General features: G+C 56.4%; 12 protein-coding genes. 4 read left to right on the top strand and 8 right to left on the bottom strand.

Going from position 1 to position 13,985, the window contains the following annotated elements:
• Positions 1-8: 8 nt before the first annotated feature.
• From rffG to trxA, 7 genes are all read right to left on the bottom strand, one after another.
• Entirely contained in the window at positions 9-1,076 is a 1,068-nt protein-coding gene (gene rffG, locus QLG03_RS16225) for a dTDP-glucose 4,6-dehydratase (protein WP_044521750.1), read from the bottom strand.
• Positions 1,073-2,335 (bottom strand): UDP-N-acetyl-D-mannosamine dehydrogenase, encoded by a 1,263-nt coding sequence (gene wecC / locus QLG03_RS16220; protein WP_255989719.1) that lies wholly within the window; start codon positions 2,333-2,335, stop codon positions 1,073-1,075. The genes rffG and wecC overlap by 4 nt, the downstream gene beginning before the upstream one ends.
• Entirely contained in the window at positions 2,332-3,462 is a 1,131-nt protein-coding gene (gene wecB, locus QLG03_RS16215) for a UDP-N-acetylglucosamine 2-epimerase (non-hydrolyzing) (RefSeq protein WP_072414132.1), read from the bottom strand. Before wecB ends, wecC begins: the two co-directional genes overlap by 4 nt.
• Positions 3,463-3,518: 56 nt before the next feature.
• Complete coding sequence (gene wzzE / locus QLG03_RS16210; protein ID WP_032429045.1) at positions 3,519-4,565, bottom strand: ECA polysaccharide chain length modulation protein; 1,047 nt, start codon at positions 4,563-4,565, stop codon at positions 3,519-3,521.
• A 13-nt stretch (positions 4,566-4,578) separates the two neighbouring features.
• Positions 4,579-5,682, bottom strand: a complete 1,104-nt coding sequence (gene wecA / locus QLG03_RS16205) for a UDP-N-acetylglucosamine--undecaprenyl-phosphate N-acetylglucosaminephosphotransferase (protein WP_004886849.1) — start codon at positions 5,680-5,682, stop codon at positions 4,579-4,581.
• Positions 5,683-5,922: 240 nt separating this feature from the next.
• Positions 5,923-7,182 carry a transcription termination factor Rho gene (rho, locus tag QLG03_RS16200; RefSeq protein WP_002883293.1) on the bottom strand — a complete coding sequence of 420 codons (1,260 nt, stop codon included), beginning with the start codon at positions 7,180-7,182 and terminating at the stop codon, positions 5,923-5,925.
• A gap of 331 nt (positions 7,183-7,513) precedes the next feature.
• Positions 7,514-7,843 (bottom strand): thioredoxin TrxA, encoded by a 330-nt coding sequence (gene trxA, locus QLG03_RS16195; protein ID WP_002883224.1) that lies wholly within the window; start codon positions 7,841-7,843, stop codon positions 7,514-7,516.
• A 342-nt stretch (positions 7,844-8,185) separates the two neighbouring features.
• Between trxA and rhlB the strand changes: the two genes are divergently transcribed.
• A complete protein-coding gene (gene rhlB, locus QLG03_RS16190; protein ID WP_023291550.1) occupies positions 8,186-9,451 on the top strand; it encodes an ATP-dependent RNA helicase RhlB in 1,266 nt (421 codons plus the stop codon).
• Between the two features lie 117 nt (positions 9,452-9,568).
• The gene (gene gppA, locus QLG03_RS16185; protein WP_023291549.1) at positions 9,569-11,059 is read left to right on the top strand and encodes a guanosine-5'-triphosphate,3'-diphosphate diphosphatase; all 1,491 of its coding nucleotides are present in this window, start codon (positions 9,569-9,571) and stop codon (positions 11,057-11,059) included.
• Between the two features lie 51 nt (positions 11,060-11,110).
• On the opposite strand, the gene rep is transcribed toward gppA, so the two are convergent.
• On the bottom strand, positions 11,111-13,135 hold the full coding sequence (gene rep, locus QLG03_RS16180) for a DNA helicase Rep (protein WP_004886858.1): 2,025 nt from the start codon (positions 13,133-13,135) through the stop codon (positions 11,111-11,113).
• Between the two features lie 112 nt (positions 13,136-13,247).
• Here rep and ppiC (QLG03_RS16175) point away from each other — a divergent pair, with 112 nt between their 5' ends.
• Positions 13,248-13,529: a peptidylprolyl isomerase PpiC gene (gene ppiC / locus QLG03_RS16175; RefSeq protein WP_032454495.1), complete on the top strand. Its 282-nt coding sequence runs from the start codon at positions 13,248-13,250 to the stop codon at positions 13,527-13,529.
• A gap of 50 nt (positions 13,530-13,579) precedes the next feature.
• Positions 13,580-13,861 (top strand): peptidylprolyl isomerase PpiC, encoded by a 282-nt coding sequence (gene ppiC / locus QLG03_RS16170; protein WP_004886861.1) that lies wholly within the window; start codon positions 13,580-13,582, stop codon positions 13,859-13,861.
• Positions 13,862-13,985: the final 124 nt, after the last annotated feature.

Below are 13,985 nucleotides of genomic sequence, written 5' to 3'. Positions count from 1 at the left end.
AGAGATGATTAGCCTTGCAGTCCAAGACGCTCGCCCTGATAGCTTCCGTCCTGAACCTGGCGCCACCATGTCTCGTTCGCCAGATACCACGCCACGGTCTTACGCATACCGGAAGTGAAGGTCTCAGCCGGCGTCCAGCCCAGCTCACGGGCAATCTTCGAAGCATCAATGGCATAGCGCAGATCGTGGCCCGGGCGATCGGCAACAAAGGCGATCAGGTCGCGATAGTGCGCCACGCCCTGCGGCTTATGCGGCGCCAGCGCTTCGAGCAATTCGCAAATGGTTTCCACCACCTCGATGTTTTTACGCTCGTTATGACCGCCGATATTGTAAGTCTCGCCCGGTTCGCCGCGGGTCGCCACCAGATACAGCGCTCTGGCGTGATCTTCCACGTACAGCCAGTCGCGGATCTGCTGTCCATTGCCATACACCGGCAGCGGCTTGCCTGCCAGCGCGTTGAGGATGGTCAGCGGGATCAGCTTCTCGGGGAAGTGATATGGGCCGTAGTTATTCGAGCAGTTGGTGATAAGCGTCGGCAGGCCATAGGTCCGCAGCCAGGCACGCACCAGGTGGTCGCTGCTGGCTTTCGAGGCCGAATAGGGGCTGCTTGGCGCATAGGGCGTGGTCTCGGTAAAGAAATCATCGCTGCCGTGCAGATCGCCATACACTTCATCGGTGGAGATGTGATGGAAGCGAAACGCCGATTTTTGCGCCGTAGCCAGCGTATTCCACCAGCTACGGGCCGCCTCCAGCAGCGTATAGGTGCCCACGATATTGGTTTCAATAAATGCCGCCGGGCCGTCAATCGACCGATCGACATGGCTTTCCGCCGCCAGGTGCATCACTGTATCAGGTTGATACTGCACGAAAATACGGTCCAGCTCGCCGCGGTCGCAGATATCCACCTGTTCAAAGGCGAAACGCGCATCCTGCGCCACCGGCGCCAGCGACATTAAATTGCCGGCGTAGGTCAGTTTATCCACCACCACCACGCGATCGGCGGTGTGCTGGATAATCTCCCGCACTACCGCCGAACCAATGAAGCCCGCGCCGCCGGTGACCAGAATGGTTCTCACCGCCACACTCCTTTGGTGTCGATGATATACGCCTGGGTGACGCTGTCGCCGCTAACGGCTTTAAATTCATGGTGATCGACCAGCATCACCAGCACGTCGGCGCTGGCCAGCGCCGCATCGAGGGTCGCCAGCGTACACAGACCGTCGAGTTTCTGCGGCAGCGCGTGAATGTTGGGCTCAACTACCTGCGTCGTGCCGCTGTGCCAGCGGGCAATCTGCGCGGCAATTTCCATTGCCGGGCTTTCGCGCAGGTCGTCAATATTCGGCTTAAAGGCGAGGCCAAAACAGGCAATGGTCAGTTCGCTGGCCCGTTTGTTGGTGGCATTCAGGCAGTCAGCTACCTGCGCCTTCACCTGTTCGATAACCCATTCCGGCTTGTGGTCGTTGACCTCACGGGCCGTGCGGATCAGACGCGCCTGCTGCGGGTTTTGCGCCACGATAAACCACGGGTCGACGGCGATACAGTGGCCGCCGACGCCCGGTCCCGGCTGCAGGATATTCACTCGCGGATGGCGGTTCGCCAGGCGGATCAGTTCCCAGACGTTAATGGCCTGATCGGCGCAAATCAGCGACAGCTCGTTGGCAAAAGCGATGTTGACGTCGCGGAAGCTGTTTTCCGTCAGCTTGCACATCTCGGCGGTACGCGAGTTGGTCACCACGCATTCGCCTTCGAGGAAAATTTTATACAGCTCGCTGGCGCGGGCTGAGCAAACCGGCGACATGCCGCCAATCACGCGATCGTTTTTAATCAGCTCAACCATCACCTGCCCCGGCAACACGCGCTCCGGACAGTAGGCGATATTGACGTCCGCCGCTTCGCCAACCTGCTGCGGGAAGCTCAGATCGGGGCGCATTTCCGCCAGCCAGCCCGCCATCTGCTCGGTTGAACCCACCGGCGAGGTGGACTCGAGGATAACCAGCGACCCTTTCTTCAGCGTCGGTGCGATAGATTTCGCCGCCGACTCGACAAACACCATATCCGGCTCGTGGCGATCTTTAAACGGCGTCGGCACGGCAATCAGGTAGGCATCCGCTGCCACCGGGGTGGTGGTGGCGCTTAAATATCCCTGCTCGACCGCGGTCTTCACCACGCTCGCCAGGTCCGGCTCCACGATATGAATCTCTCCACGGTTAATGGTCTCCACGGCATGTTGATTGACATCAACGCCGACCACCCGCTTCTGCCGGGAGGCGAACGCGGCAGCGGTTGGCAGCCCGATATAGCCAAGGCCAATCACTGAAATGGTAGAAAAACTCATAGCGTTACCTGATTATTTTTAAGTGCAGACAAAATTCGACGACATGCTTCGCCATCGCCATAAGGATTATGCGCGCGGCTCATCGCCTGGTATGCGGCATCATCCTCCAGCAGTCGCGTGACTTCCGCCACGATGCGCTGGCTGTCGGTGCCCACCAGACAGACGGTACCGGCGGCCACCGCTTCCGGACGTTCGGTCATATCGCGCATGACCAGCACCGGTTTCCCCAGGGAAGGCGCCTCTTCCTGAATACCACCGGAATCGGTCAGGATGAGCCAGGCCCGATCCATCAACCAGACGAACGGCAGGTAGTCCTGCGGTTCAATCAACATCACGTTGTCGATATGGCCGAGAATACGGTTCACCGGTTCGCTGACGTTAGGATTCAGGTGAACCGGATAGACAATCTGCACCTCAGGGTGGGTATGGGCTATCTCCGCCAGCGCCTGGCAGATCTGCTCAAAGCCGAGCCCAAAGCTTTCCCGCCGATGGCCGGTAACCAGAATCATTTTTTTACCGTGGCTAATGAAAGGATAGCGCTGCAGCAGGGTCTCCCGTAGCGCTTCATCGCCCAGAACGCGATCGCGCACCCAGAATAGGGCATCGATGACCGTATTCCCGGTCACCGTGATGCGACTGTCGGCAATGTTTTCCCGCAGCAGATTCTGCCGCGAGGTTTCCGTAGGGGCGAAATGGTACGTCGCCAGATGCCCGGTCAGCGTACGGTTGCCCTCTTCCGGCCACGGCGAACTTAAATCGCCGGTCCGCAGACCCGCCTCTACATGGCCCACCGGTATACGCTGGTAAAACGCCGCCAGGCTCGCCGCCATCGTGGTGGTGGTATCGCCATGCACCAGCACCACGTCGGGTTTAAACGACTCCAGAACCGGCTTCAGCCCCTCAAGAATACGGCAGGTGATCTCGGTGAGCCCCTGCCCCGGCTTCATGATGTTAAGATCGTAGTCCGGGTTGATGGAGAATAGTTTCAACACCTGATCGAGCATCTCCCGATGCTGCGCAGTCACGCATACTTTCGCCTCAAAATGAGGATCCTTTGCCAGCGCATGGACCAGAGGAGCCATTTTGATGGCTTCCGGCCTCGTGCCAAATACAGTTAGTACTTTCACATCGATTCTCTTCGATTAGGCGATGAAGGTCATTTGCCCTTCACCACAGGCCGCAATCACAGGACACGACGACGCGATAACGCCACGCCTGCGCCGATGAGCGCACCCACAATCCCCCACATCACCATCAGAAATACACGGCGCGGGCTATCGCGTTTTACAGGTTCTTCCGGCGTTCGCAAATACCGGTAAGTCTGAAAACGCGGATCCAACGTTGGACCGACGTTCAACGTGCTTAGCATGGCGCGATTCTGGTCGTAATCGAGGTCATATTCCGGTCCGACGGCCTGCAGGTTTTCCAGTCTGGCCTGCAGCATCGGCCTGCCCAATAAAAATAGCTCTGAATCCGGCAACTGATCGGCAGGAACATCCGTTTCGCTGCGCGAGATATTATGCTGCTGAGCGACCTTCAGCGCTTGCTCCACGCTGTGGGTCCGGCGGTTGAAAATAGCCTCGGCCACTTCTTCCTGGCGCTTCACCTGCGCCTTCATTTGTACCGTCCGCGCCGCCCAGGCGCCTTTGAGCTCGTCGTTAAGATGGCCGGCCGCCCGCTGGCTGGCGAAAGCCACATACTGGCGCAGCAAATTATTGGCATCCTGCCCGGTCTCGGCGGTCAGTTTGACGCTGTCGTTGACGCTCTTGGCCGCATCGCCTGGCATAAACTGGATATTGTTAATTAAATCATCCAGCATCGCCGCATCGGCGCGAGCATTACCCGACTGTCGCTGCTTGTAGTAGTCCGTTTGCAGCCAGAAATCACGCCGGGTATCCCAGGAGGCCAACTGCATGATGAACTCTTTATACGCTTCATCCATGGCGGAAGGCTGATCCACCGAGGCCAGGTCGGCTTTGATATCCAGATTGCGTAAGAACTGCTGCTGGGAATAGTACCCCCCCAACATGTTGACAGTAGGCCGATCGGTGATCGCCGTGGCGCTCCACTCCTGGCGAGCAAAGAAGGTGTACACCAACACGATAGCGGCGAAGAGTACAGCACCGCCGACTATCCAGCCTTTTCCTGCCCATAAAGCGCGAAACAGCCCGCGAATATCCAGCTCGTTCTCAACGTTCACTGATTGTGCTCCCGGTAATGGTTGAGTCATCACATCCCCAGCTTTACTTGGTTAGTTTCGGATTATTGCCGCTGTGTCGCCGAATTCTGCGTCTGATGCGCTTAACCAGACGCGCCACTTTCCAGGCGCGCTTAATACAGTAGCCATAAAGGAAGAAGGCCACCAAAAAGAGAATTAACATCACCCATTCCGGCACAATGCGGGTATATTCCGCCGCGACGCCAACCAGCGCCAGCAGGGCAGCGGCCAGGGTGATCAGGACGAACGCCTGGCGGGAAGTAAACCCGGCGCGCATGATCAAATGATGAATATGCTGCCGGTCCGGTGAGAAAGGACTCATGCCTTTACGCAGGCGGCGATACATAATCGCCACCATATCCATCAACGGGATAGCGATAATCCACAGCGCGGTGACCGGGCTGATGGGATGCGTTTTACCTTGTGTGGTTTCCAGCAGGATCCAGATGATGGTGAAGCCAATCATGGTGCTGCCGGCGTCACCCATAAAAACTTTATAGCGGCGGCCGAGGGCGCCAAGATTAAGAAGAATATAGGGTAGAATGGCGGCGATCATCGCAAAACACCACATCGCCAGGCTGTACTGACCGTCAAACCAGAGGATGATCCCGGTCGCCGCAAAGGAGACGGATGACAGGCCGCCGAGCAGGCCGTCAATCCCATCGACCATATTAAACGCGTTGATGGCGGCCCAGACGGCAAACAGAGTGAGGAAGAAGCCGAAAGGCCCCAGCACCAGCTCCCACGAGCCAAAAATAAAGCCCAGACTACTCAGATGCAGATTCCCTGCCATCATCATAATCACGGCGATCGCGGCCTGAATGACCGCGCGAATTTTCACGCTGATGTCGAAGCGATCGTCCAGCGCGCCAACCAGCACCAATACCCCCGCACAGGCCAGATACAGCGAGGCGTGAGGAATATAATAATCGGCGATGGCGAAGGTGAAACAGATGCCTGCATAAACTGAGATACCACCGACCAACGGAATCAACCCCTGATGCCGTTTGCGATAGTTTGGTTTATCCACTAACCCAATCTTTTTTGCCACTTTCCGCGCGACAAAAATAAAGAGGGTCGTGAATAAGAAAATACTGATTAATTCAGTAATAGCAGTGAGTAAATTCACAACGCATGTGCTCTCAGCATAGTTAATCCGGGAAGTATAGCGATGATGCCCCAACTCCAGAAGGGGAAAAGCAGAACATTACAAATTTATTGTATAGATTTTAGTCTGTTAAAGCTGTCTCCGCCTGCTGTCCGGCGCCATTATACGACAACTTTCGTCCCGCTTTCTCTGTCTCTGGATCATACAAATCCCAAAATGAAAACGCCACGCAAAGGCGTGGCGTTTTTGGCTTTTTTTACCTTACGAGCGCTTCATCATATCGAAGAAGTCATCATTCGTCTTAGTCATTGCCAGTTTATTAATGAGGAATTCCATCGCGTCGATCTCACCCATCGGATGGATAATTTTGCGCAGGATCCACATTTTCTGCAGCTCTTCCTGAGTGGTGAGCAGCTCTTCTTTACGCGTACCGGAACGGTTGTAATCGATAGCCGGGAAGACGCGTTTTTCAGCAATCTTACGAGAGAGGTGCAGCTCCATGTTACCGGTGCCTTTAAACTCTTCGTAGATAACTTCATCCATTTTGGAGCCGGTGTCGATCAGCGCCGTGGCGATGATGGTCAGGCTGCCGCCCTCTTCGACGTTACGCGCCGCACCGAAGAAACGCTTCGGACGGTGCAGGGCGTTGGCGTCCACACCACCGGTCAGCACTTTACCGGAAGCCGGGACCACGGTGTTGTAGGCGCGCGCCAGACGGGTAATGGAGTCAAGCAGGATGATAACGTCTTTCTTGTGTTCAACCAGACGTTTCGCTTTCTCGATAACCATCTCAGCAACCTGAACGTGACGGGATGCCGGTTCGTCGAAGGTGGAAGCAACCACTTCACCTTTCACCAGACGCTGCATCTCGGTCACTTCTTCCGGACGTTCGTCGATCAGCAGCACCATCAGCACGCAGTCCGGATGGTTGTAAGCGATGCTCTGCGCGATGTTCTGCAGCAGCATGGTTTTACCGGCTTTCGGCGGCGCGACGATCAGACCACGCTGGCCGCGGCCAATCGGGGAAGCCAGATCCAGTACGCGAGCGGTTAAGTCTTCGGTAGAACCGTTACCACGCTCCATACGCAGACGAGAATTCGCGTGCAGCGGCGTTAAGTTCTCGAACAGGATCTTGTTACGGGCGTTTTCCGGCTTGTCGTAGTTAACTTCGTTAACTTTCAGCAGCGCAAAGTAACGCTCACCCTCTTTCGGAGGACGAATCTTACCGGAAATGGTGTCACCAGTGCGGAGGTTGAAACGGCGGATTTGGCTGGGGGATACGTAGATGTCGTCAGGGCCGGCGAGGTAGGAGCTGTCTGCGGAGCGGAGGAATCCAAATCCATCCTGCAGTATCTCCAGTACGCCGTCGCCAAAGATATCTTCGCCACTCTTCGAATGCTGCTTGAGGATGGCAAAAATAATATCCTGCTTACGCATACGAGCCAGGTTTTCCAGCCCCATATTTTCGCCGAGAGTAATCAGCTCAGAAACCGGCGTATTCTTTAATTCGGTAAGATTCATAGTGGTGTGGGTTCTTAAACTCGGGGTAAATCTCGAACTTAATGTTGTGAATGGTATGGCAGGAACTTCCATGCCTGTTAACGGCCTTCATCTCGTGTCTGTACGTCGCCTGGTCACAGGAAAGAACGCAGAACTGAAACGACTAGACGGAATGAGTGAAAAGCCCGGAATTAATAGCTTCACGCGCATTTTTTGCGGGATGCTTCGGGTAAAACAAGATTCAAACAAGGTATGTTTAAAACGAAGTCTGTGGATTAACTTAGCACGACTCCAGCCGGGCGTCCAGAGTTCCGCAAAAAATAGGAATCTGGACGCCGGAACAGCAATTCGCTTACGCCAGGTTGGCGTCGAGGAACTCTTTCAGCTGACCCTTGGACAGTGCGCCGACTTTGGTGGCCGCCACTTCGCCGTTTTTGAACAGCAGCAGGGTTGGGATGCCGCGAATGCCGTACTTCGGCGCGGTGCCCGGGTTCTGGTCGATGTTCAGCTTAGCTACGGTCAGTTTGCCCTGATACTCTTCAGCGATCTCATCCAGAATCGGGGCGATCATTTTGCACGGACCACACCACTCTGCCCAGAAATCGACGAGGGTCAGCCCGTCAGCCTTGAGTACGTCCGTGTCAAAACTGTCGTCAGTCAGGTGAATAATTTTATCGCTCATATTTAACTCCACAGGAATAAGCCTGGTGTGTTGGTGTCGTAGCCATCAACGACGCGCTGCGGCTACGTTATGCACGCTATTCTTCAGGATACCTCAATTCTCTGGTCTGCCAACTGGCGCGATCCCTCATGGACCCACCCTTTGACGCCAGGGTCACCTGAACGCGCACTGCATATTGCAGATTTATCGCTCCCGGCTCGCTTAGTGGTCTAAGCTATCCTGGATTCGTTCAGTTACCGTAGACGTACCTTGAATAATTTCGTACACCGCCAACGAAAGGTTGACGTTATTTCACCGGATACGCTTTCTTAATGCAATAGTTAGCTGATATTCTACCACACTATGAGCAAAACACATTTAACAGAACAGAAGTTTTCCGACTTCGCCCTGCACCCGGCAGTCATTGAAGCCCTTGAAAAGAAAGGGTTTCATAATTGCACACCTATTCAGGCCCTCGCTCTTCCGCTGACGCTGGAAGGCCGCGATGTCGCCGGGCAGGCGCAAACCGGTACCGGTAAAACGATGGCGTTCCTGACGTCGACGTTTCATTATCTTCTCTCTCACCCGGCTATCGCCGATCGCCAGGTTAACCAGCCGCGCGCGCTGATTATGGCGCCGACGCGTGAACTGGCGGTACAGATCCACGCGGACGCTGAACCGCTGGCGCAGGCCACCGGTCTGAAGCTGGGTCTGGCTTACGGCGGCGACGGCTACGATAAGCAGCTGAAAGTGCTGGAAAGCGGCGTCGATATTCTGATCGGTACCACCGGTCGTCTGATCGATTACGCGAAGCAAAACCACATTAACCTCGGCGCCATTCAGGTCGTCGTGCTGGACGAAGCCGATCGCATGTACGATCTCGGCTTTATTAAAGATATCCGCTGGCTGTTCCGCCGCATGCCGCCGGCCACTCAGCGTCTGAACATGCTGTTCTCCGCGACGCTTTCTTATCGCGTACGCGAACTGGCGTTCGAACAAATGAACAACGCCGAGTACGTTGAAGTCGAGCCGGAACAGAAAACGGGCCACCGTATTAAAGAAGAGCTCTTCTACCCGTCCAACGAAGAAAAAATGCGCCTGCTGCAGACGCTGCTGGAAGAAGAGTGGCCCGATCGCGCCATCGTCTTCGCCAATACCAAGCATCGTTGTGAAGATATCTGGGGCCATCTCGCCGCCGACGGCCATCGCGTAGGTCTGCTGACCGGCGACGTGGCGCAGAAAAAACGTCTGCGGATTCTCGAAGAATTTACCCGCGGCGACCTTGATATTCTGGTCGCGACTGACGTTGCCGCTCGTGGCTTGCACATTCCGGCCGTGACCCACGTCTTTAACTACGATCTGCCGGACGACTGCGAAGATTACGTTCACCGCATTGGCCGTACCGGTCGCGCTGGCGCCAGCGGTCACTCCATCAGCCTCGCCTGCGAAGAGTATGCGCTGAACCTGCCGGCTATCGAAACCTATATTGGTCACTCAATTCCGGTCAGCAAGTACAACCCGGACGCGCTGATGACCGACCTGCCTAAGCCGCTGCGACTGACCCGTGCGCGTCCAGGCAACGGCCCGCGCCGCAGCGGTCCACCGCGCAATCGTCGTCGTTCAGGTTAAGAACTCTATGCTATACGCTCAATCATTCAGAATCTGCCAGGGCGCGTTTCCCCGGCAACCCGCTCAGTTACACGGATTGGGCACAAGCGCCCCGTCGACGAGGGAGCCTTCTGAACGATGAAGAGCATGAGCTCCACCTCGCTGTATGCCGCCATTGATTTGGGCTCCAACAGTTTCCATATGTTGGTGGTGCGCGAGGTGGCTGGCAGTATCCAGACGCTGAGCCGCATTAAGCGCAAAGTTCGTCTGGCCGCCGGCCTGAATAGCGACAACACGCTCTCCGCAGAAGCGATGGAGCGCGGCTGGCAGTGCTTACGCCTGTTTGCCGAACGCCTGCAGGATATTCCGCCGGCGCAAATCCGCGTCGTGGCCACCGCCACGCTGCGTCTTGCCGTTAATGCCGGCGAATTTCTGGCGAAAGCGCAGGAGATCCTCGGCAGTCCGGTACAGGTCATTAGCGGTGAAGAAGAAGCGCGCCTGATTTATCAGGGTGTCGCCCACACCACCGGCGGCGCCGATCAGCGTCTGGTGGTCGATATCGGCGGCGCCAGCACCGAACTGGTGACCGGCACCGGCGCGCAAACGACCTCGCTATTTAGCCTGTCGATGGGCTGTGTGACCTGGCTTGAACGCTATTTCGCCGACCGCAGCCTGACGAAAGAGAATTTCGATCTTGCCGAGGCGGCCGCGCGTGAGGTGCTACTGCCCATCGCCGATGTGCTGCGCTATCACGGATGGAAAGTGTGCGTTGGCGCCTCCGGCACCGTTCAGGCTCTGCAGGAAATTATGATGGCGCAGGGGATGGATGAGCGGATCACCCTGACCAAACTCCAGCAGCTTAAACAGCGCGCCATCCAGTGCGGACGTCTGGAAGAGCTGGAGATCGAAGGCTTAACCCTTGAGCGAGCGCTGGTGTTTCCGAGCGGGCTGGCGATCCTTATCGCTATCTTCAGCGAACTGAATATTCAGTGTATGACCCTCGCGGGCGGCGCATTACGGGAAGGGCTGGTGTATGGCATGCTGCATCTCTCCGTTGAACAGGACATCCGCAGCCGCACTCTGCGTAATATTCAGCGTCGTTTTATGATCGACACCGAACAGGCCCAGCGCGTCGCTGGTCTCGCCAGCCACCTGCTCAGCCAGCTGGACGGCTGCTGGGAACTGGATCCGCTGAGCCGCGATTTGCTCCTCAGCGCCTGTGCGTTGCATGAGATTGGCCTGAGTGTGGATTTTAAGCGCGCGCCGCAGCACGCGGCCTATCTGGTCAATAATCTCGACCTGCCCGGCTTTACCCCAGCGCAGAAGAAGCTGATTGCGACGCTGCTGCTTAACCAGACTAACGCCATCGACCTCTCATCGCTTCATCAGCAGAACGCCGTCCCGCCGCGGGTTGCCGAACATCTTTGTCGCCTGCTGCGACTGGCGATCCTCTTTGCCAGCCGGCGGCGTGACGATTTGCTGCCCGCCATCAATCTGGTGGCCGATGATGAAAAACTGTCCCTGACGCTGCCGGAAAACTGGCTGGATAATCACCCGCTTGGGGCTGAGCTGATCGAACAGGAATGCCAGTGGCAAAGCTATGTGCACTGGATGCTTGAGGTGAAGTAATACGCTGAACATTGCCGGGCGGCGGCTTCGCCTTACCCGGCCTGCTTATCGCTATCCTTTCTCTTTAGCTTTTGCCAGCATGGCGCGAATGTTCGCCACGTTAGCCTGTCCTTTATGCATTCGCTCTTCAGCGGTAATCACTTTGCGCGCCTGCTCCCAAATCAGATCGTCCTGGGGTAGCTCGAGCAGGAAACGGCTCGGTTCCGGGCGCACCACCTCACCATACTGCCGGCGCTCCTTACAGAGCGTAAAGGTCAGCTCTTTCTGCGCACGGGTGATGCCCACGTAGGCTAACCGGCGCTCTTCATCGACGTTATCTTCATCAATGCTGCTCTGGTGCGGGAGCAATCCCTCCTCCATGCCCACCAGGTAAACATACGGGAACTCCAGCCCTTTTGAGGCATGGAGGGTCATCAGCTGCACCTGATCCAGCTCTTCATCCGATTCGCCGCGCTCCATCATGTCGCGCAGCGTAAAGCGGGTGACCACCTGCGTCAGGGTCATTGGCTCATCGATTTCGCTGCCTTCCAGCATCTCGGTCATCCAGGTGAACAGCTGGTTGACGTTTTTCATGCGCATTTCCGCGGCTTTCGGGCTGGGCGAGGTTTCATACAACCAGGATTCGTAATCAATCCCGCGGATCAAGTCGCGCACGGCGTTGACCGGCTCGCGTTCGGCCAGTTGCTGGATCTCGCGCAGCCAGTGGGTGAAGCGGGTGAGTGATTCATAGCCGCGCCCGGTCAGCGTCTGGCTAAGACCCATATCAAAGCTGGCGGTGAACAATCCTTTGTTGCGGCCCATCGCCCACTCACCGAGCTTTTGCAGCGTCGCGGGGCCGATCTCGCGCTTCGGCGTGTTGACGATACGCAGGAAGGCGCTGTCGTCGTCCGGGTTGGTCAGCACGCGCAGATAGGCCAGCAGATCTTTAATTTCCGGGCGCGAGAAGAACGACGTGCCGCCGGAGATTTTGTACGGGATGCGGTTCTGCATCAGCATCTTTTCAAAGACCCGCGACTGGTGATTGCCGCGATAAAGGATCGCGTAGTCTTTGTAATTGGTTTTATTGATAAAGTGGTGGGCGATCAGTTCCCCGGCCACGCGCTCCGCTTCATGATCTTCATTGTTGGCGGAGAGCACTTTCAGCTCAGCGCCGTATCCCAGTTCGGAGAACAGACGCTTTTCAAAAACGTGCGGGTTGTTGGCGATCAGAATGTTAGCGGCTTTCAGAATACGCCCGGAGGAGCGATAGTTCTGCTCAAGCTTGATAACCTGCAGCGCCGGGAAGTCCTGGCTGAGCAGCACCAGGTTCTGTGGCCGCGCGCCGCGCCACGAGTAGATCGACTGGTCATCGTCGCCTACCACGGTAAAACGCGCCCGCTGGCCCACCAGCAGCTTCACCAGCTCATACTGGCTGGTGTTGGTATCCTGATACTCATCCACCAGCAGGTAGCGGATCTTATTCTGCCAGCGTTCGCGCACCTCCTCGTTGCGCTGCAGCAGCAGCGTTGGCAGCAGGATCAGATCGTCAAAATCGAGGACATTGCAGGCCTTCATATGCGCATCATACAGCCCATAGCAGTGGGCGAAGATGCGGTCCCGTTCGCCTTTCGCACCCGCGGCGGCCTGGGCCGGGGTTTTCAGATCGTTTTTCCAGTTGGAGATCGTCGAGATCAACTGCTGGAGCACCACTTTGTCATCTTCGATCAACCCTTCGGTCAGCTCTTTGAGCAACGCCACCTGGTCGGTATCGTCGAATAAGGAGAAGTTAGACTTCATGCCCAGCGCGGCGTATTCCCGCTTGATGATATCCAGCCCCAGGGTGTGGAAGGTGGAAATCATCAGCCCGCGCGCCTCTTTGCGCCCCAGCGTTTGCCCAACGCGCTCTTTCATCTCGCGCGCGGCTTTGTTGGTAAAGGTCACGGCCGCGATATGGCGCGCCTGATAGCCGCAGCCGCGGATCAGGTGGGCGATTTTATTGGTGATCACGCGGGTCTTACCGGAGCCGGCGCCCGCCAGCACCAGGCACGGTCCGGTTACAAATTCGACGGCTTGTTGTTGGCCAGGGTTTAAACGCATGGGAGTCTTGCTCAATCTTCGAACGGGGTGGGGATTGTAGCAGAAAGCGGAGCCGAGATTTACCGACTGATGGTAAAGTGAAGAAATCGCGATTAACCCATAGAGCAGAACCATGAAAAAGACCGCAGCAGCCCTGCATATCCTGGTCAAAGAAGAAAAACTGGCCCAGGAGATCCTCGCCAAACTGGAGCGGGGCGTCAGCTTCGATCATCTGGCGAAGCGCTATTCCCAATGTCCGTCGGGGCGCAACGGCGGCGACCTGGGCGAGTTTCAGCAAGGCGCGATGGTTGGCCCATTCGATCAGGCGGTCTTTAGCTGCCCGCTTCTCAAGCCCTACGGTCCGGTAAAAACCAAGTTTGGCTACCATATCATTAAGGTGCTTTATCGCCGCTGACGCGTGGTATATTGCGCCCCGATTTATCTCAACCTATTCAAGGCACGATCATGGCAAAAACAGCAGCAGCACTGCATATTCTTGTTAAAGAAGAGAAACTGGCTCTGGATCTTCTGGAGCAGATTAAAAACGGCGCCGACTTCGGTAAGCTGGCAAAGAAACACTCTATTTGCCCATCAGGCAAACGCGGCGGTGATTTAGGTGAATTCCGCCAGGGCCAGATGGTCCCGGCGTTCGATAAAGTGGTCTTCTCCTGTCCAGTGCTGGAACCAACCGGACCGCTGCATACCCAGTTCGGCTACCACATCATCAAAGTCCTGTACCGGAAATAATAAAAAAACCCGGGGATCTTAATCTCCGGGTTTTTGCCTGATGGCGCTTCGCTTATCAGGCCTACTAAACAAATTCATTCTTCTATGGATTTCGGCTTGCCGGAAGGCGGCCAGGAAGTACATC

This window comes from Klebsiella sp. V115_8 (assembly GCF_029967715.1).
Taxonomy (GTDB): Bacteria; Pseudomonadota; Gammaproteobacteria; order Enterobacterales; family Enterobacteriaceae; genus Klebsiella; species Klebsiella quasipneumoniae.
The sequence above is the reverse complement of the archived record's forward strand: the minus strand, read 5'-3'. Positions and strand labels throughout refer to the sequence as shown.

What these genes read in the sequence shown, in the direction of transcription:
- wecC (WP_255989719.1), bottom strand. Translation starts at nt 2,335, where the DNA reads ATGAGTTTTTCTACCATTTCAGTGATTGGCCTTGGCTATATCGGGCTG.
- wzzE (WP_032429045.1), bottom strand. Translation starts at nt 4,565, where the DNA reads ATGACTCAACCATTACCGGGAGCACAATCAGTGAACGTTGAGAACGAG.
- rho (WP_002883293.1), bottom strand. Translation starts at nt 7,182, where the DNA reads ATGAATCTTACCGAATTAAAGAATACGCCGGTTTCTGAGCTGATTACT.
- trxA (WP_002883224.1), bottom strand. Translation starts at nt 7,843, where the DNA reads ATGAGCGATAAAATTATTCACCTGACTGACGACAGTTTTGACACGGAC.
- rhlB (WP_023291550.1), top strand. Translation starts at nt 8,186, where the DNA reads ATGAGCAAAACACATTTAACAGAACAGAAGTTTTCCGACTTCGCCCTG.
- gppA (WP_023291549.1), top strand. Translation starts at nt 9,569, where the DNA reads ATGAAGAGCATGAGCTCCACCTCGCTGTATGCCGCCATTGATTTGGGC.
- rep (WP_004886858.1), bottom strand. Translation starts at nt 13,135, where the DNA reads ATGCGTTTAAACCCTGGCCAACAACAAGCCGTCGAATTTGTAACCGGA.
- ppiC (WP_032454495.1), top strand. Translation starts at nt 13,248, where the DNA reads ATGAAAAAGACCGCAGCAGCCCTGCATATCCTGGTCAAAGAAGAAAAA.
- ppiC (WP_004886861.1), top strand. Translation starts at nt 13,580, where the DNA reads ATGGCAAAAACAGCAGCAGCACTGCATATTCTTGTTAAAGAAGAGAAA.